Annotated in this window: 24 protein-coding genes; 13 read left to right on the top strand and 11 right to left on the bottom strand. The window is 67.7% G+C overall.

What is annotated here, in order from left to right:
- Positions 1 to 4: 4 nt before the first annotated feature.
- Both ACP7AZ_RS13870 and ACP7AZ_RS13865 read left to right on the top strand, forming a co-directional pair.
- Positions 5 to 463, top strand: coding sequence for a nucleoside deaminase (locus tag ACP7AZ_RS13870; RefSeq protein WP_426039220.1), 459 nt, complete (start codon positions 5 to 7; stop codon positions 461 to 463).
- A gap of 21 nt (positions 464 to 484) precedes the next feature.
- Entirely contained in the window at positions 485 to 889 is a 405-nt protein-coding gene (locus ACP7AZ_RS13865; RefSeq protein ID WP_426039219.1) for an MliC family protein, read from the top strand.
- Here the strand turns inward: ACP7AZ_RS13865 and ACP7AZ_RS13860 are convergent.
- The 3 genes from ACP7AZ_RS13860 to ACP7AZ_RS13850 are packed head-to-tail and all read right to left on the bottom strand — an operon-like array spanning position 886 to position 3,136.
- Entirely contained in the window at positions 886 to 1,470 is a 585-nt protein-coding gene (locus tag ACP7AZ_RS13860; protein ID WP_426039218.1) for a GNAT family N-acetyltransferase, read from the bottom strand. The genes ACP7AZ_RS13865 and ACP7AZ_RS13860 overlap by 4 nt on opposite strands.
- Positions 1,467 to 2,570, bottom strand: a complete 1,104-nt coding sequence (gene aroB, locus ACP7AZ_RS13855; RefSeq protein WP_426039217.1) for a 3-dehydroquinate synthase — start codon at positions 2,568 to 2,570, stop codon at positions 1,467 to 1,469. The genes ACP7AZ_RS13860 and aroB overlap by 4 nt, the downstream gene beginning before the upstream one ends.
- Positions 2,567 to 3,136, bottom strand: coding sequence for a shikimate kinase (locus ACP7AZ_RS13850; protein ID WP_426039216.1), 570 nt, complete (start codon positions 3,134 to 3,136; stop codon positions 2,567 to 2,569). The genes aroB and ACP7AZ_RS13850 overlap by 4 nt, the downstream gene beginning before the upstream one ends.
- A gap of 98 nt (positions 3,137 to 3,234) precedes the next feature.
- Between ACP7AZ_RS13850 and ACP7AZ_RS13845 the strand changes: the two genes are divergently transcribed.
- The 8 genes from ACP7AZ_RS13845 to ACP7AZ_RS13810 all read left to right on the top strand — a co-directional run bounded on the left by ACP7AZ_RS13845 (position 3,235) and on the right by ACP7AZ_RS13810 (position 8,706).
- A complete protein-coding gene (locus ACP7AZ_RS13845; RefSeq protein WP_426039215.1) occupies positions 3,235 to 4,137 on the top strand; it encodes a tyrosine recombinase in 903 nt (300 codons plus the stop codon).
- A gap of 18 nt (positions 4,138 to 4,155) precedes the next feature.
- A complete protein-coding gene (locus ACP7AZ_RS13840; RefSeq protein ID WP_426039214.1) occupies positions 4,156 to 4,380 on the top strand; it encodes a DUF1902 domain-containing protein in 225 nt (74 codons plus the stop codon).
- Between the two features lie 81 nt (positions 4,381 to 4,461).
- Positions 4,462 to 4,695 (top strand): type II toxin-antitoxin system HicA family toxin, encoded by a 234-nt coding sequence (locus ACP7AZ_RS13835; RefSeq protein ID WP_426039213.1) that lies wholly within the window; start codon positions 4,462 to 4,464, stop codon positions 4,693 to 4,695.
- Between the two features lie 85 nt (positions 4,696 to 4,780).
- Positions 4,781 to 5,743, top strand: a complete 963-nt coding sequence (locus ACP7AZ_RS13830) for an ATP-binding cassette domain-containing protein (protein WP_426039212.1) — start codon at positions 4,781 to 4,783, stop codon at positions 5,741 to 5,743.
- The gene (locus tag ACP7AZ_RS13825) at positions 5,728 to 6,390 is read left to right on the top strand and encodes an ATP-binding cassette domain-containing protein (RefSeq protein ID WP_426039211.1); all 663 of its coding nucleotides are present in this window, start codon (positions 5,728 to 5,730) and stop codon (positions 6,388 to 6,390) included. The genes ACP7AZ_RS13830 and ACP7AZ_RS13825 overlap by 16 nt, the downstream gene beginning before the upstream one ends.
- Positions 6,391 to 6,450: 60 nt before the next feature.
- Positions 6,451 to 7,401 (top strand): acetyl-CoA carboxylase carboxyltransferase subunit alpha, encoded by a 951-nt coding sequence (locus ACP7AZ_RS13820; protein WP_426039210.1) that lies wholly within the window; start codon positions 6,451 to 6,453, stop codon positions 7,399 to 7,401.
- 301 nt (positions 7,402 to 7,702) lie between these two features.
- Positions 7,703 to 8,224 carry a response regulator gene (locus tag ACP7AZ_RS13815; RefSeq protein ID WP_426039209.1) on the top strand — a complete coding sequence of 174 codons (522 nt, stop codon included), beginning with the start codon at positions 7,703 to 7,705 and terminating at the stop codon, positions 8,222 to 8,224.
- Positions 8,221 to 8,706, top strand: coding sequence for a chemotaxis protein CheE (locus tag ACP7AZ_RS13810; protein ID WP_426039208.1), 486 nt, complete (start codon positions 8,221 to 8,223; stop codon positions 8,704 to 8,706). Before ACP7AZ_RS13815 ends, ACP7AZ_RS13810 begins: the two co-directional genes overlap by 4 nt.
- Here ACP7AZ_RS13810 and ACP7AZ_RS13805 read toward each other — a convergent pair.
- The 7 genes from ACP7AZ_RS13805 to ACP7AZ_RS13775 form a co-directional block, all read right to left on the bottom strand.
- Entirely contained in the window at positions 8,691 to 10,601 is a 1,911-nt protein-coding gene (locus ACP7AZ_RS13805; RefSeq protein WP_426039207.1) for an ABCB family ABC transporter ATP-binding protein/permease, read from the bottom strand. The genes ACP7AZ_RS13810 and ACP7AZ_RS13805 overlap by 16 nt on opposite strands.
- Positions 10,602 to 10,628: 27 nt before the next feature.
- Positions 10,629 to 11,645, bottom strand: a complete 1,017-nt coding sequence (locus ACP7AZ_RS13800; protein WP_426039206.1) for a threonine aldolase family protein — start codon at positions 11,643 to 11,645, stop codon at positions 10,629 to 10,631.
- Positions 11,646 to 11,651: 6 nt separating this feature from the next.
- Positions 11,652 to 12,641 (bottom strand): mechanosensitive ion channel family protein, encoded by a 990-nt coding sequence (locus ACP7AZ_RS13795; RefSeq protein ID WP_426039205.1) that lies wholly within the window; start codon positions 12,639 to 12,641, stop codon positions 11,652 to 11,654.
- 43 nt (positions 12,642 to 12,684) lie between these two features.
- Positions 12,685 to 14,379 (bottom strand): cisplatin damage response ATP-dependent DNA ligase, encoded by a 1,695-nt coding sequence (locus ACP7AZ_RS13790; RefSeq protein WP_426039204.1) that lies wholly within the window; start codon positions 14,377 to 14,379, stop codon positions 12,685 to 12,687.
- 231 nt (positions 14,380 to 14,610) lie between these two features.
- Positions 14,611 to 15,114, bottom strand: coding sequence for an RcnB family protein (locus ACP7AZ_RS13785; protein ID WP_426039203.1), 504 nt, complete (start codon positions 15,112 to 15,114; stop codon positions 14,611 to 14,613).
- 95 nt (positions 15,115 to 15,209) lie between these two features.
- Complete coding sequence (locus ACP7AZ_RS13780; protein WP_426039202.1) at positions 15,210 to 17,045, bottom strand: ATP-binding protein; 1,836 nt, start codon at positions 17,043 to 17,045, stop codon at positions 15,210 to 15,212.
- A gap of 78 nt (positions 17,046 to 17,123) precedes the next feature.
- Positions 17,124 to 17,423 carry a BolA family protein gene (locus ACP7AZ_RS13775; protein WP_426039256.1) on the bottom strand — a complete coding sequence of 100 codons (300 nt, stop codon included), beginning with the start codon at positions 17,421 to 17,423 and terminating at the stop codon, positions 17,124 to 17,126.
- Between the two features lie 45 nt (positions 17,424 to 17,468).
- Between ACP7AZ_RS13775 and ACP7AZ_RS13770 the strand changes: the two genes are divergently transcribed.
- The 3 genes from ACP7AZ_RS13770 (at position 17,469) to cobS (ending at position 19,805) form a co-directional block, all read left to right on the top strand.
- Positions 17,469 to 18,143: a J domain-containing protein gene (locus tag ACP7AZ_RS13770; RefSeq protein ID WP_426039201.1), complete on the top strand. Its 675-nt coding sequence runs from the start codon at positions 17,469 to 17,471 to the stop codon at positions 18,141 to 18,143.
- A 169-nt stretch (positions 18,144 to 18,312) separates the two neighbouring features.
- Complete coding sequence (locus tag ACP7AZ_RS13765) at positions 18,313 to 18,741, top strand: organic hydroperoxide resistance protein (RefSeq protein ID WP_426039200.1); 429 nt, start codon at positions 18,313 to 18,315, stop codon at positions 18,739 to 18,741.
- A gap of 53 nt (positions 18,742 to 18,794) precedes the next feature.
- Positions 18,795 to 19,805, top strand: a complete 1,011-nt coding sequence (cobS, locus tag ACP7AZ_RS13760; protein ID WP_426039255.1) for a cobaltochelatase subunit CobS — start codon at positions 18,795 to 18,797, stop codon at positions 19,803 to 19,805.
- A 352-nt stretch (positions 19,806 to 20,157) separates the two neighbouring features.
- On the opposite strand, the gene ACP7AZ_RS13755 is transcribed toward cobS, so the two are convergent.
- On the bottom strand, positions 20,158 to 20,712 hold the full coding sequence (locus ACP7AZ_RS13755) for a DUF2239 family protein (RefSeq protein ID WP_426039199.1): 555 nt from the start codon (positions 20,710 to 20,712) through the stop codon (positions 20,158 to 20,160).
- Between the last annotated feature and the right edge of the window lie 165 nt (positions 20,713 to 20,877).

The raw sequence follows: 20,877 nt of genomic DNA, 5'->3' as shown, positions 1-20,877 counted from the left end.
GTTCATGCGCATGGCATTGGACCTGGCGCAAGCGGCGGCGGACGCCGGAGAGGTGCCTGTTGGCGCCGTCGTGGTCGATGAAGCGACCGGATCCGTCGTTTCCGTCGGCGCCAACGGCCCCATCGGAGGCCTTGATCCCACGGCTCACGCAGAGATCGAGGCCATTCGCGCGGCGGCACTGGCGACCGGAAACTATCGTCTCACGGGCCTGACGCTTTATGTGACGCTGGAGCCCTGCGCCATGTGCGCCGGGGCCATCAGCCATGCCCGAATCGGCCGCGTCGTCTGGGCGGCGGACGATCCGAAGGGCGGCGCCGTCATCCACGGTCCCCGCCTGTTCGAACAGCCGACCCTGCATTCGCGTCCGACGACCGAGGGCGGCCTGTTGGGGGAAGAAGCGGCGGCGCTGCTGCGCAGCTTCTTCCGGGAACGCCGGTCCGTCCGGCCCGTTAGCCAAGCCTGACCGCAACGCCTAGAGAGACTGATGCGTCACCTGATCCTGATTGCGGCCGCGACTTCGGCCCTCGCCGCCTGCGGCCCCAAGCCCGCCAAGGCCCCGACTGACGGCGAGGCCGTGCGCCAGCGAGCGATCGACGCCCAGACCGCGCGTCGTCGCACGGGCGCCGAGCTTCAGGATCGCGCGGTCAACCGCGTCATCCGAACCGTCTATCTGTGCGACAACGGTGAACGCCTGTCGGTCGATTTCGACAACCCCCGCGCCATGGCGACAGTCCGTAACTCGAACGGCGAGGCCGTTGATCTGTATCAGGAAAGAGCCGCCGACGGCATCTGGTACAAGGCCAGCGCCTATGAACTGCGCGGCAAAGGCATCCTCGCCACCTGGTCCGCCGACGGCCGCCAGCCGACGGAGTGCCGGGCGATCGACTAGGCTGACGCCGCCAGCCGAAGGTCGAGGCGGCTCCGGACATCCGGCCAATCCCGGTCCAGAACGGCGTAGAGCGCCGTATCCCGCACCCGGCCGGTCCAGGTGATCTTGTGATTCCCGAGCACGCCCTCGAACCGCGCGCCCAGCTTGGTGATCGCCGCACGGCTGCGGGCATTGATCGCGTCAGTCAGGATTTCGACCCGCACGATGCCCGAGGCGAACGCCTGCTCCAGCATCAGCCGCTTGCAGGCCGGGTTGACCAGGCTGCCTCGCGCGTCCGGCCGATAGAAGGTCGCCCCGATCTCGCAGCGCCGGTGCTCAGGCCGGATTTCATAGAGGCTGGAGGTGCCGACCACCACGCCGTCCGATAACCGCCGCACAGCGTAGGCCACCTTGGTCCCGGCCTGCATGTCCCGCAGCGCCGAGGTCCAGAACGGGTCGAAATGCTCGCCGTGCGCCGTCCCGACCATGACGGCCCAGCTGTCGGGATCGACGTTCAGCGCCGCCCGCACCTCCTCCTCCAGCCCGGCCGCATAGGGCTCCAGCCGCACGCAGGCGTTTTCCAGCGGAACGATCGGGATCACGCCGCGCCTTCACTCTTCAGGAAGTCGAGGATCGGCGCGGTGTGGTCATATCGCTGCACAATGGCGTCGCCGATCCGACGCGCGAGGATCAGGGTCACGCCCCCGGCCTCCGCCTTCTTGTCCCCCGCCATACGCGCCAGCAACGCCTCGGCCGAAAATTGACTCGCCTGCATCAGCCGGGTCGGCAGGCCGGCCGCCGCGATCACCGTCTCCACCCGTTCGGCCTCCGCCGCCGTGCACAGGCCCTGGGAAACCGAGAACCGGAACGCCATACAGCAGCCGAGCGCCACGGCCTCGCCATGGGCCAGCGCCGCCTCCTCGAAGCCCAGTTCCGCCTCGATGGCGTGGCCGAAGGTGTGGCCGAGGTTCAGCAGGGCCCTACGGCCCGCCTCCTTCTCGTCCTCGCCGACGATGGCCGACTTAATCTCGACCGAGCGAATCACCGCCCGCTCCAGCGCCGCCGGATCGCCCCTGGCCCCCGCTGCCCCGACTCCCGCCAGCCAGTCGAAGAAGTCCGCATCGCAGATCAGCCCGTGCTTCACCACCTCGGCCCAACCCGACCGCAGTTGCACATCCGGGAGGGTCGCCAGCACGTCGATATCGGCCAGCACCAGCCGCGGCTGGTGAAAGGCCCCGACCAGGTTCTTGCCCCGGGGCGTATCGATCGCCGTCTTGCCTCCGACGGAGGAGTCGACCTGGGCCAGCAGGGTCGTTGGAACCTGCACGAAATCGATGCCGCGCATGTAGAGGGCCGCCGCCAGACCGGCCAGGTCGCCGACGACTCCCCCGCCTAGGGCCACCACGACGTCCTTGCGATCCAGCCCCGCCGCCAGCAGCCGGTCCATCAGCCGTTCCAACTCGGCGAAGGACTTGGACGCCTCGCCCACCGGCACGGCCACGATCTCCGACCGCACGCCCGCTGCCGCCAGCGACGCCTGCAGCGCCGGCCCGTGGAGCGCCGCCACGGTCTCGTCCGAGACGATCACCGTCCGACCGCGCGCAAGCGGCGCGATCCGCGCGCCCGCCTCGGCCATCAGCCCGCGCCCGACCACCACGTCATAGGCGGCGAACGATCCGCCGGAGACCGCAATCACCGTCATGCCGAGGCTCCGTTCGCCCAGTAGTGGTTCAGGGCCGCGACGATCGCGTCCACCGCCTGGGCATGAGCGCCTGCGCCGACGTCCACAGTCAGATCGGCCGTCGCCTCGTAGACGGGGTAACGCACCTCGGCCATCGCCTTCAGCGCCACGAGCGGGTCCTTGCCGCGCAGCAGGGGCCGGGTGTCACGCCGTTGCACCCGCTGGGCCACGATCTTCAGATCGGCTCTCAGCCAGACCGAGGTCGCATGGGCCTTCATCAGCTCCCGCGTGTCGGGATTCAGCACCGCCCCGCCGCCGGTGGCGAGCACGATCGGCGGCCCCTCCAGCAGGCGGCGCATGACCCGCGCCTCTCCGGCCCGGAACTCGGCCTCACCCATCCGGGCGAAGATGTCGGACACGGTCATCTGGGCCGCCGCCTCGATGGCCTCGTCGCCATCGACAAAGGCCAGGCCCAGCCGGTTGGCGAGGCGACGCCCGACCGTCGATTTGCCCACGCCCATCAGCCCCACCAGCGCTATGGTGCGGGTCGGCGCGGGAATCGCGGCGGCCGAGGCGCGTGCGCTCACGGTCGGTCTCGGCGGGAGGAGTTACGGCAAGGCATGGTCGTTCCAGTCTCTACACCAAGCGCCGCCGCTCGCCAGCGCCCGTCTGACGGCGCCCGACAATGACCACGCCCCAGGTCGAAGCCTTCCTGGAGATGATGGCTGTGGAGCGGGACGCCTCGCCGAACACGCTGTCGGCCTACGCCCGTGATCTCTCGGATGCGGAGGCGGCCCTCGGTGCGCTGGGCCTGATGGCCGCGGACGAGACCGCGATCGAGGCCTGGTTCGCCGGGCTCTCGCTTCGGGGCCTGTCCGCCGCCACGGCCGCGCGCCGTCGCTCGGCCGTGCGCCAGTTCTACCGCTTCGCCATGGGCGAGGGCTGGCGCGCCGATGACCCCTCCCGGCGCCTCGACGCCCCGAAACAGGGCCGCTCCCTGCCCCGCACCCTGAGCCGCGAAGAGGTCGTGCGGCTGCTGACCGCCTCCGCCGCCCGCGACGGCGCCTCGGGCGTGCGCATGATCGCCCTGGTCGAACTGGCCTATGCCTCGGGGATGCGGGTTTCGGAACTGCTGGCCCTGCGGGTCGAGGCCGTGCGCCGCGATCCCGCCTACCTCATCGTGCGCGGCAAGGGCGGCAAGGAGCGGCTGGCGCCATTGAACGCCTCGGCGCGGGAAGCGGTGAAGGCCTGGCTGATCGTGCGCGACGCCGCTCGTCCGGAAAAGGCCCCCGACAGCCCATGGCTGTTCCCGTCAGGCACGACCGCCAACCATCTGACCCCCCGTCGCTTCGCCCAGATGCTGGATCAGGCGGCTCTGGACGCGAACATCGACCCCGCCCGCGTCAGCCCCCACGTCCTGCGTCACGCCTTCGCTACCCATCTGCTCGAGGGCGGCGCCGACCTGCGCGTCGTCCAGACCCTGCTCGGCCACGCCGACATCGCCACGACCCAGATCTACACACACCTGGCGACCGACCGCCTGACCCAGGTGGTCAACCGGCACCATCCCTTGGCGCGGGACGACTAGGCGCGCATACTCAAGCTCATGAGCCAGTCCTTCTACGTCAAGGCGATCTGGGACCCCGAGGCCGAGGTCTGGACCAGTGAGTCCAATATTCAGGGTCTGGTGCTCGAAACGGCAACGCTCGGCGAGTTTGAAAACCTGGCGCGTCATTTCGCACCTGAGCTTCTTGCGGAAAATCTGGGCGTTCATGGTCAGGTTCCGATCCGGTTTGAGGCCGTCGGCGGCTTCGACGTCATCGCAGCCTGATGACGCTATCGATCCCGCCCGTGCGTTGAACGGCCCCGGTGGTTGGCTTCATCGATAGCGAACACCATTGGACACCACTCGATGCCACATGACTTTTACGCTGAATTGACGGGTCTGCTCTCCGCTGCGGGTTGGCGTCGCGCGGAAAGCGCCAAGGGTAGCCACGAGAAGTGGCGGCATCCCGACAAGGCCCATGCGATCATCGTGCCTCGCTCAAAAAGCCGACACACCGCCAATGAAGTTCTGAAACAGGCCGGGTTTATACAAGGCGTTCTGATCGCCTTGATCCCGCCGACGCCCTCCCCTAGCCTCTGACGCTCACCCCGAACGAAGGCCCGCGCCGACCATGTGATCCCCTCCCGACCGCAACCGCCTCTCAAAGCCTTGCATCGGGAAAGCCATGTCCGCCTCCATCGTTCTGCACGACCTCGCCTGGGCCCCGCCCGGCAGATCGCCTCTATTCTCCGACCTCAACCTCGCCTTCGGGCCTGAGCGCACCGGGCTCGTCGGTCGCAACGGCGTCGGCAAGACCACCCTGCTGCGCCTCATCGAGGGCCGCCTGACGCCACAAGGCGGGACCGTGACCGTCAAAGGCCGCGTCGCTCTTCTGCGCCAGACCGTTCAGGTCGATGGGAGCGAAACCATAGCCGACCTGTTCGATGCAAAGCACGCCCTCGCCCTCCTCGGCCGCGCCGAAGCGGGGTTGGCCGACGCCGACGACCTGGGCCGCGCCGACTGGACGCTAGAGGCGCGTATAACCTCGGCGCTCGGGCGGCTGAGCCTCGACGCCACCCCGGACACCCGTGTCGCGAGCCTATCCGGCGGCCAGCGCACCCGGGCCGGCCTCGCCGCCCTGCTGTTCGAAGAGCCGGACTGGCTGATCCTCGACGAGCCCACCAACAACCTCGACCGCGAAGGGCGAGAGGCGGTGATCGACCTGCTGGCCGAGTGGCGCTCCGGAGCCATCTTGGTCAGCCACGACCGGGAACTGCTGGAGATGATGGACGCCATCGTCGAGCTGACCACTCTCGGCGCGACCCGCTACGGCGGCGGCTGGAGCGCCTGGCGCGCCCGCAAGACGCTGGAGCTTGAGGCTGCCCGGCGCGACCTCGCCGACGCCGACAAACGCCTGACCGACCTCGCCCGCACGGCCCAGCGGAACGCAGAACGCAAGGCCCGCTCCGACAGCGCCGGTCGCGCCTCGGCCGCACGCGGCGATCAGCCCAAGATCCTGCTCGGCGCCAGGAAGGACCGCGCCGAGGACACCGGCGGCGAGCAATCCCGTCTCGCCGAGCGCCGCCTGGACCAGGCGGAAGGGGCGGCGAGGACAGCCCGCGAACGGATCGAGTGCTCCAGCCGCTGACCGTGACCCTGCCCCCGACCGGCCTGCCCATCGGTCGAGAAATCCTGGCCCTCGAGAGGGTGTCCGCCGGCTATGTCCCTGGACACCCCGTCCTGACCGGCCTGTCCCTGCGCATCGCGGGTCCCGAACGTGTCGCGATCACCGGTCCAAACGGCTCCGGCAAGACCACCCTGCTCGCCCTGATCACCGGCGCCCTGGCCCCGACGTCGGGCAGGGTGCGGCTCTCGACGCCTGCGGCCATGCTGGACCAGCAGGTCGCCGTCCTCGATCCTGCCCTGTCGATCCGCGACAATTTCCGCCGCCTGCACCCCGAGGTCGACGAGAACGCCTGCCGCGCCGCCCTGGCCCGCTTCATGTTCCGCGCCGACGCCGCGCTCCAGATCGTCGGCGATCTATCGGGCGGTCAGCGACTCCGCGCCGGCCTGGCCTGCGTGCTCGCCGGCCCGGCGCCTCCGCCCTTCCTCATTCTCGATGAGCCGACCAACCATCTCGACATCGACTCCATCGAGGCGGTGGAGGCAGGGCTGCGGGCCTATGACGGAGCCCTTCTGGTGGTCAGCCACGACGAGGCCTTCCTCGACGCGATCGGGATAACGCGCCGTATCGACCTCTGTTCTCCCGAACCCCCGCTTGCCCCCGTGCGTTGACCTCTCTAGGTTCCGGCGCCTTGCGACAGGGCCGTTTCGCCCGCCCCTTCCGGACGCCTCATGGCCACCCACTATCTCGAATTCGAAAAGCCGATCGCCGATCTGGAGGCCAAGATCGAGGAACTCGGTCTGCTTTCGGCCACCTCCGGCTCGTTTGAGACCGAGATCGACGGCCTGCGCCGCAAGGCCGAGCAACTTCGCAAGAAGACCTATGCCGAGCTGGACCCGTGGAAGAAGACCCAGGTCGCCCGCCACCCCCAGCGTCCGCACTTCATCGACTATCTGGACGCCCTCTTCACCGACTATGTCGAGCTGCGCGGCGACCGGCAGTTCGGCGACGATCAGGCCATCCTGGGCGGTCTCGCCCGCTTCCGCGGCCAGGCCGTGGTCGTCATGGGCCATGAGAAGGGCCACGACACCGCCACCCGCCTAACCCACAATTTCGGCATGGCGCGGCCCGAGGGCTATCGCAAGGCCGTGCGCCTGATGGACATGGCCGACCGCTTCGGCCTGCCGGTCCTGACCTTCGTTGACACCGCCGGCGCCTATCCGGGCCTGGGCGCCGAGGAGCGCGGCCAAGCCGAGGCCATCGCCCGCTCGACGGAGCGCGGCCTGATCCTGGGAACACCGATGATCGCCACGGTCACGGGCGAAGGTGGATCGGGCGGAGCCATCGCCCTGGCCGCAGCCAACCGCGTGCTGATTCTGGAACACTCGATCTATTCGGTGATCTCGCCGGAGGGCGCCGCCGGCATTCTTTGGCGCGACGGCGCGCGGGCCAGGGACGCGGCCAACGCCATGAAGATCACCGGTCCGGACCTGCTGGCGATGAAGATCGTCGATCGGATCATCCCCGAACCGCTCGGCGGCGCGCACGCGAACCGCGAGGCCGCCATGCAGTCCGTCGGTGACGCCGTCTGGGACGAACTGCAGCAGCTCATGCCCCTGACCGCGGTCGAGTTACGCAAGCAGCGCTCGGACCGGTTCTACGCCATCGGTCGTCAGGCCTAGAGGCTGATCGATTGACACGGAAGCGCTTCGCGAATCTGTCGAAAGCGTGAACCAGGCTCTTTCTAAGATCTGATGCCGATCCTGCTCCAGGACAATCTGGCGGCGGCGCTTTGCCACGTTCCATTTTGGGAACCGGACTCTAGCGTTAACGCGTCGTAGAGAAGAAATTGTCATTTTCGGCCCTCCGCGACCAAGGCCACTCCATGTCCCCTTTGATTGCCCGGACCCAGCGTCGTCCATGAGCGCTGCCGACGAGCCACTGCGCGAAAGCGCGGTCTTCAATCTGACCGAGGCGGTCACGATGGTCGTCGACGATTCGCCGTTCAGCATGGAGGTGACCATCCAGGCGCTCCAGGGCTTCGGCATTCGCACGCATCACGCGCCACGCAGCACGGCCCAGGCGATGGAGTTGCTGAAGTTCCACTCCATCGATCTCCTGTTCATCGACTGCGAAATGGAAGGCTCCGACGGTCACGGCCTTGTCCGCTGGCTCCGCCGCTCCGGCCTGGAGCCGAACGCCTTCGTCCCAGTGATCATGACCGCCAGCCATGTACGACGCTCAAAGGTGGCGGACGTGCGCGACTGCGGCGCCAACTTCCTCGTCACCAAGCCTTTCAGCCCCGCCGTGGTTCTGGAACGCATTATCTGGGTCGCGCGTGACAACCGGCCGTTCCTGGAGGCCGGGGACTTTTCCGGCCCGGACCGCCGCTTTGCCCCCGCGGCGCCGCGTGACGAAGGCGAACGGCGCGCCGATATGATCCGCCTGATCTCTCACCTGGCCGACAGTGCGGCCGCCGCTTCCGCCGAGGCGCTGTCATCATGACCGCCGTGATGTGGAAGCCGCGCTCTTCGCGCCTGTCGACCATCATCGATCAGCCCGGCGGCCTCAGCGTCGGCGTCGCCATGGCCCAGGCCCGCGCCAATCTCGACAACCTGAAGGCCGAAAGCCAGTCCATCGTCGCCGAACGGATCGCAAGGCTCTCCGCCCTTCAGGCCCCGCCCGCGGATCAGGACCCGGTTCTGCGGTTGAACGAGGCCTATGAGATCGGCAGCGCGATCATTGACGCGGCCGGCCCGTTCGATCGCGACGACCTGTGCAAGGCCGCCGCCGGCCTGTGCGACCTGATCGACGCGGCCCTCCCCGGCGCGCCTTTCGACTGGCGTATCATCACCGTCCACGCCCAGGCGCTTCAACTGATCCTCGGCCTGCCTGAGGATGCGGAGGAGACCCGCACCGACATCCTGGCCAATCTGCACCAGATGGTGGCGCGCAAGATTCCGGCGGCAGATCAACCCGCCGACTGACGGTCCGCGTCGAGGCCTATCCGCGCGCCGCGCGTCTGCTTCTTCCACAGAGCCGCGTATTCGCCGCCAACCCGGGCCACCAACTCATGGTGCGCCCCGCGCTCGACGATCCGGCCGGCCTTCAGCACCAGGATCTGCTCCGCATCGGCGATGGTCGACAGCCGGTGAGCCACCACCAGGGTCGTCCGACCCGCCTTGGCCTTGCGCAGGGTCTTCTGGATCGCGGCCTCGGTGCGGCTGTCCAGCGCGCTGGTCGCCTCGTCCAGGATCAGGATACAGGGATCGGCCAGCAGGGCCCGGGCGATGCCGACCCGCTGACGCTCGCCGCCGGACAGCTTCAGACCCCGCTCGCCGACACGCGTCTCCATCCCGTCGGGCAAGCTGCGGATAAACTCCGCCAGTTCCGCCGCCTCCGCCGCCGCCCAGACAGCCGCCTCGTCCGCCTCGGGGCGGGCGAAGGCGATGTTGACCGCCAGTGTGTCGTTGAACAGAGCCACGTCCTGCGGCACCAGGGCAACCGCGCGGCGCAGCGAGGCCTGGGTCACATCGCGCACGTCTGCCCCGTCGATCACCACGCGTCCAACCTGCGGGTCCAGCAGCCGCAGCGCCAGTTTGACGATCGTCGACTTGCCCGATCCCGAAGGCCCGACCAGGGCCGTCGTCGTGCCCGGCTGGACGGTGAAGGACACATCCTCCAGCCCGTTTGCGCGCGCGTCGTGACGGAAGGACACGTCCTCGAAGGCCAGCGCCCCACCACTCTGCCCCTCGGGCCGGACGAGATCCGCGGCGCCCGGCGCATCGGCCACCTGCGGCGTCTGGCGCGTAACCTTCAGCATCTCCTCCATGTCGATGAAGGACTGGCGGATTTCCCGATAGGCGAAGCCCAGGATGTTGAGGGGCGCATACAACGAGATCAGGATCAGCACCGCCGCCGTCACGTCGCCCGGCCCCATCCGCCCGGCCGCCGCCTCAAACCCGGCCATGACAGCCATGACGCCAAGACCGATATTCATGATCAGGGCCTGCACCGCGTTCAACAGCGCCAGCGAACTGTTGGCCTTCAGCGCGGCGTCGTTATAGGCGCCAAGGGCCCGGTCGTAGCCCAGCGCCGCCCGCGTCTCGGCGCCGAACGACTTCACGGTCTCATAGTTGATCAGGGCGTCGACGACCTGGCCTGCCGCCTCGGTATCGGCCGTGTTCATCGTCCGCCGATGCTCGATCCGCCAGTTGGAGATCGAGAAGGTCAGGATCGAGTAGACGACCACCACGACCACCGCGACGGCCGCGAACCGCCAATCGTATTTCCCGCCCAGGACCGCCGCCGCCAGGATCAGCTCCAGCCCGGTCGGCGCGAGGTTGAACGCGAGAATCCTCAACAGGAAGTCGACCGAGCGCGACCCGCGGTCGACCGTCCGCGACAAGGAGCCAGACCGCTTTGTCTGGTGGAAATCGAGCGACAGACTCAGGGCGTGGGCGAAGGTCTCGGTCGCCGCTGTCCGCTGCGCCGCCGCCCGTACCGGCGCGAAGACCACGTCCGAAAGCTGCGGCGCGCTCGACGACAGGAACCGCACGATCGCCCAGCCGACCGCGAAGCCCGCGAAGCCCAGTCCGACCGAAACGCCCGCCGGCTGATCCGCCGCCAGATGGTTGACCGCCGCGCCCAGCACCAGCGGCGCCAGCACCCCCAGCCCCTTGCCCGCGATCGTCAGCAGGATGGACACGGTCAGACGCAGCTTCAGCTGCGGTGCGCCGGATCGGGCCACCAGCCGGATCAGATCCATCAGAGCGGGGATGGTTTTGGGATCGACGGGCGCCTCGGCCGCGGCGCCGGCGTTCTGCGCCTTGGCCTCTATGCCGCCCCCACCCCGCTGTCCCGATCGTTCACCACGCGCCATGCGACCGATATGGACTGCGCCGGGGTCTCACGAAAGGCCCGCGATCGCCTCGATGATTTCATCCACCGCCGCCTCTTCGGTGGCCCATGAGCAGACAAACCGCACAGAGCCGTCGTCGAAGCGGTAGCAGGCCCAGCCCACCTCGTTGAGACGCGCATGCGCCTTTACGGGCATGCGCACGAAGACCGCGTTGGCATCCACCGGATGGGCCAGGACAAAGGGAGAGCGCGTCGCGATGCCCTCTGCCAGGCGTGACGCCATCCGATTGGCGTGGGCGGCGCCGTCCTCCCAGGCGTTGGACTCCAGCATCCCCAGAAAGGGCGCGGCCAGGAAACGCGCCTTGGACGCGGTCTGCCCCGCCTGCTTCAGCCGGTTGTCCACCCTGCGGGCCAGGGTCCTGTCGAACATCACGATGGCTTCGGTGCAGAGGCCGCCGGCCTTGGCTCCGCCGAACACCAGGACATCGACGCCTAGCCGCGCGATCTGGGTCAGGTCGAACCCCGCCGCCGCCGCGTTGGCGAGCCGCGCGCCGTCAAGATGAACGCCATAACCCCTGGCCTTCACCGGCTCGATCAGGTGGCGCAGTTCCTCCTCGGTATAGACCGTGCCGTATTCGGTCGACTGGGTCAGCGACAGGGCGGCCGGCGGCTGGCGGTGTCCGACCTCCGGCTCCTCCAGCGCGGCTTCCAGCGCCTTCTGATCGATCTTGCCCGACGGGCCCGGCAGGCCGATCAGGCCCAGGCCCTGGCCGAAGAATCCCGGCGCGCCGGTTTCGTCCGTGCAGATGTGAGCCGCGTTGTGCGCCAGCACCGCCTCGTGCGGATAGGCCAGCATGGACAGGGCGATGGCATTGGCGGCCGTGCCGGAAAAGACGAACCGGATCTCGGCGTCCGCATCCAGCCTCGCCCGGATCTGCTCGGCCGCGCGCGCGGTGACATCATCCGCCCCATAGGCCCGGGCGAACCCGGCATTGGCGTCGATCAGCCCCTGCAGGGCGGCGGGGGCCATACCGGCCGTGTTGTCCGATCCAAAGTCGTAGCGCATCGCGGATCAGGCCTCGTTCTGGTCGTCGTCGGGACGGGTGTCGAACCCCGCGCTGCGGGGATTCGTCCGGCCGCGCAAACCCTGGACGCCCTCCGTCGCCAGAGGCAACGGCGCATAGTCGTCGCCATAGGGCACGGCGACCTGGTGCGGGAACGGGATCTCGATACCCGCCGCATCCAGCGCCTCCTTCGCCGCCTGGAAGACATCGGCCCGGGCCTGCCAGTAGTCATCGGACGTGGTCCACGCGGTCAGGGTCATCTCCACCGAACTGTCCAGCAGGTCGGTCACCCCGGCCCAGGGCGCAGGATCGGGCAGGACCGCATCAATACCGCTCGCCGCACCGACCAGCGCCTCCTTGGCGATGTTCAGGTTGTCGCCGTAGCCGACCCCGAGCTTCAGCTCCATCCGCCGGTTCTTCTGGCCCGAGAGGTTCAGGATGATGTCGCCGAACACCTTCCCGTTCGGGGCCATGATCTTCACATTGTTGGCGTCCGACAGCTGGGTGAAGAACAGGTCCAGCCTCTGCACCTTGCCGACGTTGCCGCCGATATTGACCAGATCGCCGACACGATAGGGCCTCAGCACCAGCAGCATCACCCCGGCCGCCACGTTCGAAAGCGTCCCCTGCAGCGCCAGGCCGACGGCCAGGGAGGCCGCGCCCAGCACGGCGATGATCGAGGTCGTCTGCACACCCAGCCGCTGCAGCACGGCGATGAAGCCGATCAGATAGACGAGCACGCGCACAACCTGCACGGCGAAACTCAGCACCGTCGGGTCGTGGCGGAATCCGCGCACGCGACCCAGGGCCTTGCGAGTCGCAGACGAGGCCCAGCGCGCGGCAAACACCGTGGCGACCAGGATGATCAGGGCGACCGACAGATTGACGGCGAAGTCGCCCGCGATCTGGGTCAGCCTGGCCAGCATCACCGCATCGACGGCGACCGCCTGCTGTCCCGTGGCGAGGAGTGTGTCGAAAGTATCGAGTGTCGAAGACATGAGCGGGGTCTAACGCCTTGGTCCCGATTTGGAACCCCGCCTGTCAGGAACTCTGTTTCGCCACCCGTCCACCGCCGCTCTCCAGCGAGTCCAGCAGGTCCATCACGTCGTCCAGCGTATTGGCCTCCCGCGCCGGCTTGTCCCAGCGGATGCGGCTGACGCGGGGGAACCGCATCGCCACCCCTGACTTGTGCCGCGGCGACCGCTGCAGGCCCTCGAACGCGATCTCCAGCACCAGGCCGAAGTCCCGCTCGGCCCGGACCGACCGCACCGGTCCGAACCGCTCGACCGTGTGGTCGCGCACGAACTTGTCGAGCTGTTTCAGCTCCTCGTCGGTGAAGCCAAAATAGGCCTTGCCCACCGGGGTGAGCGTCCCCTCGGACGTCCAGACGCCGAAGGTGTAGTCGGAATAGAAGCTCGATCGCTTCCCGTGCCCGCGCTGGGCGTACATCATCACGCAGTCGACCGTGTGCGGATCGCGCTTCCACTTGAACCACGGCCCCTTGGGACGCCCGGCGACATAGGGACTGTCCCAGCGCTTGAGCATCAGCCCCTCGGCGGCCGCCCCCACTGGCGGATCCGCCCGCAAAACGCCGAGCCCCTGCCAGCTGTCGAACGCCACCACCGGCGAGAGGTGCAGCCGCTCGCCGGTGTGGCCCGACACCACCGCCTCGAGCCGCGCGCGGCGTTGGAGCAGCGGCAGACCGCGCAAATCTTCCCCCGCCTCCCCCAGCAGGTCGTAGGCATAGAGCGACGCCGGATAGGCGGCCATCAGCTTCGCATCCACGGTCTTGCGGTTCAGGCGCTGTTGCAGGTCCCCGAACGGCGCGACGACGCCGTCGCGCATGACCAGCAGCTCCCCGTCGATCGCGCCCTCGAAGGTCAGGGCGCTCATCAGGTCGGGGAAGGCGGCGGTCACCTCATCCCCATGTCGGGAGTAAAGCCGCGCCACACCATTTTCGCGCACGGCCTGGACCCGGATGCCGTCCCACTTCCATTCGGCGGCATAGTCGGCGGGGTCGAGCTTGTTGAAATCCACGGCCTCGTCGATGGCTACGGCCAGCATGACCTGCCGGAATCGCCCGGGCGCCTCGGTGTCCGGCCGTTCCTGCCGACCCTCGACCCAGGCGAACAGTTCGGCATAGGGCGGTTCGACGGCATGCCACACCTCGACGATGTCGGCGGCGGTCAGCGGCTCAAGGGCTTGCGTCGCCTCCCCGCCCCCCGGCTCCGGCGCCCCGGTGACCGTCCCGGGCCGCATCATCGCCACCGCCGTCCGCGCCAGCTGCGCCGACAGTCCGACCCGCATCCCGCCCGTGACCAGCTTCAGCAGCGCCCACCGCCCCTTGGGGGCCAGAGCGTCCAGCCAGCCCTCGATCAGCCCCTGCACCTCGCCGCGCTTCGCCAGGGCCAGGGCATCGACCACCTCGCCCAGCTCCGGCTCCCGGTTCGGCCGATGGTCGGGGCTCCCCGGCCAGATCAGGGCCACCGTCTCCGCCAGGTCGCCGACATAGTCGTAGGACCAGCCGAAAAGCACCGGATCGACCCGAGCCTCCACAGCCTTGCGGATCATCGCCGGCTTCGCGGCATTGAAGGTCAACTCACCGGTCAGGGCCGCCAGGGCCCAGCCCCTGTCGGGATCGGACGTGGCGCGCAGATAGTCTCTCAGCAACACCAGCTTGGCGTTCCGCGACCCGGTCAGCGCCAGGCGGTCGAGCAATTCGGCGAAGGCGCGCATTGTTCTCCACGGGAAGAAGCCTGAGACCTCTCACCACTCCGTGCACCGCAGCGAAGGCCGGGGTCTAGATGCAAACTCCGAAGATGCCGATTGGTCTCCGGAATGCCTACTCACGACCAACATCTAATCCGCGATCTGGACCCCGGCCGTTGTGGGGGTGCACGGTGATTGATCGTGCGAAAACGCCCCGGAAGTTTCCCTCCGGGGCGCAATCATCAAGCGGGGATCAAACTAGTTGAACAGACCCGCAATCACGGCGGTGATCAGACCTCCGGCGACGGCGGCCAGCACCACGTCATTGCCCGAGCGGACGTATTGGTATCCACGCGGAGGCGCGCGCAGGCCGTAACGGTTGTAGTCGTTCACGACATAGCCGCGCGAATAGTAGCTCGGCATCCGCTGGCCATAGCTCCACTGGCGGACCTGATAGCCGCGCGGCGGGGCATAGCGACCGGCGTTGTAACGACGCTCCGACCGCTGCCAACGGTCATAGGCACGGACGTCCTGACGGTACTCGCGACGGTCCTCGCGGTTGTCCTGGCGCCATTCCCGACGGTCGTCACGACGATCTGAGCGATCATCGTGTCGGTCGTCACGACGATCATCGTGACGGTCCTGACGGTGTTCCTGACGATCCTGACGGTCGTGGCGCGACTGGGCGTCGGCGGCCGAGGCGACACCCATGCTGCCCGCCGCGATCAGGGCGGCCAGTGCGACGGTGGTGAACTTCTCCACGGCGAACTCTCCTAATGGTCGGGGACTTCCGACTTTCCCCCCACATTAGGATCCCACGTTTGAGCCGGGCCTGAACGACGCCGCTCACCTCAGGTTCAGGCGGCCGCCGCCGTTTCGCCCAATTCGGCCACCTCAGCCGCCGCGCGCACGCCGGTCCGGCCGCCGTGCACCTTTTGCATCAGCCGGGCCAGGGCGGCGAAGTCGATCGGCTTGTTCAGATAGGCGTCGGCGCCCGCTTCGAGGCCCGCCTGATGGTCCTCGTTTCGCGCCGAGGCGGACAGGACCGCGATCGGCGTCTCCGCGTTCGGCCCCTTGGTGCGGATCAGGCGCGTGGCACTCAGACCGTCCATGACCGGCATGTTGACGTCCATGATGATCAGGTCGAACCGCTGCTGGCCAGCCATTTCGACGGCGATCTGACCGTTCTCGGCGGTGACGGTCGCATGGCCCGCCGAACCCAGCCAGGCTTCGAGGATCATGCGGTTGACCGGGTGATCCTCGACCACAAGGATGTTCAGGCTTTCCCCGTCGCCGACCTCGGCATCGATGGCCTCGGCCTCGGTCACGGCCTGCCATTCGACAACGTCCGCCTCGACCACGAGGGTGAAGGTCGAGCCCTGCCCGACCGTGGAGGTCACGGTAATGTCGCCGCCCATTATGTTGGCCATGCGCCGCGCGATGGTCAGTCCCAGACCCGTGCCGCCGAACCGGCGGGTCGACGAGGCGTCGGCCTGGGTAAAGGGCTGGAACAGACGTTCGAGGTCGGCCTCGGCGATGCCCGAACCGCTGTCGGTCACCGAGAAGGTGAAGGCCACGCGGCGGTCGTTGATGCGGGTTGATTCGGTGCGGAATTCGATCACGCCGGCGTCGGTGAACTTCACCGCATTCGACAGCAGGTTCTGGAGCACCTGGCACACGCGCAAGGGATCGCCCTTCACCACGGCCGGGGTTTCGCCGACGAAGGTAGAGCGGAACTCCAGCCCCTTGGCCTCGGCCTGGGCGACGAACGGGCCCGTCACGCGGCGATGCAGATCCTCGAGCGAGACGTCGATGATCTCGAAGGTCATCTTGCCGGCCTCGATCTTGGTCATGTCGAGGATGTCGTTCAGCAGGCTCAGCAGGTTGTCGCCCGAGTTGCGGATGATCGACAGATATTCCCTCTGCGTCGTCTCCAGCCGCGTCGCGCCCAGTAACTGGGCCGCGCCCAGGACGCCGTTCATCGGGGTGCGCAGTTCGTGCGAAATGACGCCGAGGAAGTTCGACTTGGCCTGGTTGGCGGCGTCGGCCTTGTCGCGGGCGCCCTGCAGTTCCTCGATCAGGTGGGCCTGATGCTCCTGGAAGGCGCGAATCCGCTCCTCGCGCAGCATGGTCATGGTCACCAGAACGAACATCCCGGCCGAGGTGAAGGGCAGGATGGCCAGGAACGGCCAAAACAGCGGCCCGCCCCACAGGCTGGCCGCGATGATAAGCGCCGCCACCGTATAGGGCGACGAGATCACGATCGCCTGTTTCGGCGAGCTTCTCAGCTGGGCAAAGACGAGCACATAGCCGCTGACCAGCAGGGCCACGGCCAGCGGATGTCCGAACGGATGAGGCGAGAACCACGCCATCAGGGGCGCGGAGGCCCAGGCGGCGGTGGTCACGGTGGCGACAGCGGGGAACAGCAGGCCCCAGCCCGCATCAACCCGACCCGCCATGCCCTTTTCGACCTTGCCGCGGATCGCGCCGGCGCCGATCGTACCGATGAACCAGATGATGGCCTCGACCCAGCCGACCGTGCCCAGCAGGCCGATCGCCCAGCTGCCGATGATGATGTAGCGCAGATACTGGGTTTGCAGGATCGCCGTCAGGGCCTGCGCAGCCTCGCTGGCGCTGACGCCCGCCGAGCGACCCGAGTCGAGGCTTTTGCCGATATCCTCGGATCCAACCATACGTTCGCGCCATCCCTGAAAGTCCCGGGAGCGACGCTATGACGAACCTTCTAAGACGAAGTGAACGCTGGTTTCTTCTCAACCCCCGGCTTCATCAGGGGTGAGGGCCTTGATCGACAGGGCATGGACCGGCCCCGCCAGCTCATCGGCCAGCACGGCGTTCACCGCCCGCTGACGCTGCACCCGCCCAAGGCCCGCGAAAGCCTCCGACACGATAGTCAGGTTGAAGTGGCTCTCGCCGCCCGGCGTGGCGTCCATTCCGCCTTCGTGATGGTGTCCGGCGTGCCTGGCGCTGTCATCTTCAAGCTCCAGCCGTGTCGGCAGGAGCGCGGATATGAGTTTTTCCCGCATAATCGACGCGATAGGGCCTTCCAGCATGTCGGTTTCCTTGATGGTGACCAATTCGACCCTACACTGGGATCAATGCCAGCGTCATTCGAGTACAAACCCCGTTTCAAAGACATGCGGATCAAACCGCCCAAGGCCGGCGAAGCCGAAGCCGCGGCCGATGTCCTGCACCTGAAGCCCGGCGAGAAGCCGTGCGACTGGCCCGATTGTCTCAAAGCCGCGACGGCGAGGGCGCCGAAGTCGCGCGAGCGGCTGAACGATTTCTATGATTTCTGCCAGCCGCACGCCGCCGAGTACAACAAGAGCTGGAACTTCTACGCCGGCATGAACGAGGCCCAGGTTCGCGCGGCCAAGGAAAACGAGGCCATGACCGGCGGCCGTCCCACCTGGGAAATGAAGGCCGGCAAGAATTCGCGCGAAGCCGCCGCCTTCGCCTCGAAGATGGGTACGACCCGGGCGGAAGGCGCCGCCGGCTCGTGGCAGGACAGTTTCGGCCTGTTCGGTCGCCGCGTCCGCGAACAGGCGGTCAATGAGGAAGACACCCTGCGAATCGGCAAGCTGGAGCGTCAGGCCCTGGCGGACCTCGATCTGGACCTCCGTACCGACAAGGCGGGCATCAAGGCGCGCTATCATGAGCTGCTGAAACGCTTTCACCCCGACCTCAACCAGGGCGACCGCGGCGCCGAAGCCAAGCTCCAGCGCGTCATCAAGGCCTACAAGACACTGAAGAAGGCCGGTCTGGCCGGCTGAAACCCCGTCTCCTGCCTGCCACACACCAGTGGGGACGCGGCAGCGAGCCCTTGTGAGCTGACGGAAGGGGTGTTGCCGTCGCAAAGAACCCCTCCGTCTCCACCACCCCATCGCTGGCGCGACAGGGAGGAGACACTACGTAAGCGGTCCCCACACCCAGGAGCGCTCCATGAACATCCTCTACAAGGCTCACGCCACCTCGACCGGCGGCGGCCGCGACGAAGGCCGCTCGGCCACCGACGACGGCAAGATCGACGTCCTGCTGTCCCTCCCCGCCGAGATGGGCGGCAAGGGCGGCGCGGGCACCAACCCCGAACAGTTGTTCGCGGCCGGCTATGCCGCCTGCTACATGGGCGCCCTGCGTCTGGTCTCGGGCAAGGCGGGCACGCCGGTCGGCCCCGACACGAAGATTCACACCACGGTCGGCATCGGCCCGAACACGCGCGGCGAAGGTTTCAACCTCGACATCGCCATCAAGGTCACCGACCACGGCCTCGACAAGGCGACCATCGACGCCCTGATCGAGGCCGCGCATCAGGTCTGCCCCTACTCCAACGCCACCCGCGGCAACGTCGAGGTGGAGCTGTCGGCGGAATAACTGACGCACCGGGCCGCGCGCGTGTTGAGCCGCGCGCGCGGCGCCTCTAGATGATGCCCATGGCTCCTCTCCTCGACGCGACCCCCGATCCGCTGCTGACGTTCGAACCCCACCGCAAGGTCTCCGTGCGCGAGGTCTTCGGCATCGATTCCGACATGATGGTGCCCAGGTTCGACACGGTCGACAGCCATGTCCCCGAGACCGATCCGGCCTACAAGTTTGACCCCCAGACGACCCTGGCCATCTGCGCCGGCTTCGCCTTCGACCGTCGCGTCATGGTCCAGGGCTATCACGGCACCGGCAAGTCGACCCATATCGAACAGGTCGCCGCCAAGCTGAACTGGCCGACCATCCGCGTGAACCTGGACAGCCACGTCAGCCGTATCGACCTGGTTGGCAAGGACGCCATCGTCCTGAAGGACGGCAAGCAGATCACCGAGTTCCGCGAGGGCATGCTGCCCTGGGCCCTGCAACGCCCGATCGCCCTGTGTTTCGACGAATACGACGCCGGCCGCCCCGACGTAATGTTCGTCATCCAGCGCGTGCTGGAGGCCCAGGGCCGCCTGACCCTGCTGGACCAGAACCGCGTCATCCGCCCCAACAAATGGTTCCGGCTGTTCGCCACCACCAACACCATCGGCCTGGGCGACACCTCGGGCCTGTATCACGGCACCCAGCAGATCAATCAGGGCCAGATGGACCGCTGGAACATCGTCACCACCCTGAACTACCTCGACCACGACGTTGAGGCCGAGATCGTCGTCGCCAAGGCGCCCGAGTGGAACACCGCCGACGGCAAGCGCGCCATCGCCGCCATGGTCCGCGTCGCCGACATGACGAGGAACGCCTTCATGAACGGCGACATCTCGACGGTCATGAGCCCACGCACGGTCATCACCTGGGCCCAGAACGCGACCATCTTCGGTGGCGACCTCGGGTTGAGCTTCCGGCTGACGTTCCTCAACAAGTGCGACGAGCTGGAACGGCCGACCATCGCGGAGTTCTACCAGCGGGCGTTCGGGGAGGATCTCCCCGAGGCGGCGACGCGGGTGAAGGTGGGGTGACAACTGCCGAACTGAAGACGTGGGGCAACGTCAGTGGACGCAGGACGCCGCCAAGCTTCTTTCCAGAGATTGGGACCTGGGCGACGACCAGGAAGAACCCGACTTCGTTGTTATTTGATGATTTTCCAGAGAGGCCTTGTGAGCGAAATCTCGCCTAAGCCGCTCTCGGCGTAGTCATCGCCAAAGCCGGCCCGATCTCGAGGGTCCCCCCCCTCACCGTGCACCCCGGCGAAGGCCGGGGTCCAGATCAAGGACACAGGCCGCCGGGATGGGCCACCTGACTGTTATTCAGAGCCAAATGTCTGCTCCATCTGGACCCCGGCCTTCGCCAGGGTGAACGGAGAAGTGTGGGTCAGGCGACGACCAACCCCGCCGCATAATCCCGGACCCCCTCAGGCCACCCCGCCACCGCCGCCTCGAACCCCGCCGCGTCCCCCGCGAACAGCCTCCGCGTGGCCTCCTCATACCCCGGCAGATCTCCCGCCACGGCGGTCATGAAGCGGTAGGCCGCCTCCCGGCCCTTGCGCACCCGATCCGGCCCCTCCGCCTCGCGCAGGGTGCCTTCGACCAGTTTCCTCAGCGCCACGGACGCCCCGCCGGGCTGAGACGCCAGCCAGTCCCAGTGGCGCGGCAACAGGGTGACCTCGCGCGCCGTTACCCCCAGCTTCGGCCGCCCCGGCCCCCGCTTCTCCTCCTCGACCGGCAGCGCGAGACGTGCCAGTACGGCCTCAAGGTCGCCGCGCAGGTCGAACTCGACCGGTCGCGCGTCGGCGTCGTCGAAGACCAGCACGCTCTCGCCCGCCTCGACCGCCGCCTTAACCGCCCCCGCGATATCGCGCGGCCCGCCCGAGGCGATCAACCGGTGGCCGGCGAAGGCGGTGCAGGACTGAGCTGTGGCGGCGGACATCGGCGTCTCCCAAACGAGGCGATAGATTTACCCGGGCGAAACGTCCGCGTCAATATAATCCGGGCTAAATTGTGGAAAGGTGATTCCCGCGTGTTGATCCCTCCTTAAACTGCGACGGTTAAGCGCGACCTTGGTCAAGCGTCACAGTGAGCGATCATGGTCCGA

This window comes from Brevundimonas sp. DC300-4, from assembly GCF_049897365.1.
Taxonomy (GTDB): domain Bacteria; phylum Pseudomonadota; class Alphaproteobacteria; order Caulobacterales; family Caulobacteraceae; genus Brevundimonas.
Note: the sequence above shows the minus strand (reverse complement) of the source record. Positions and strands in the feature narration are given on the sequence as shown.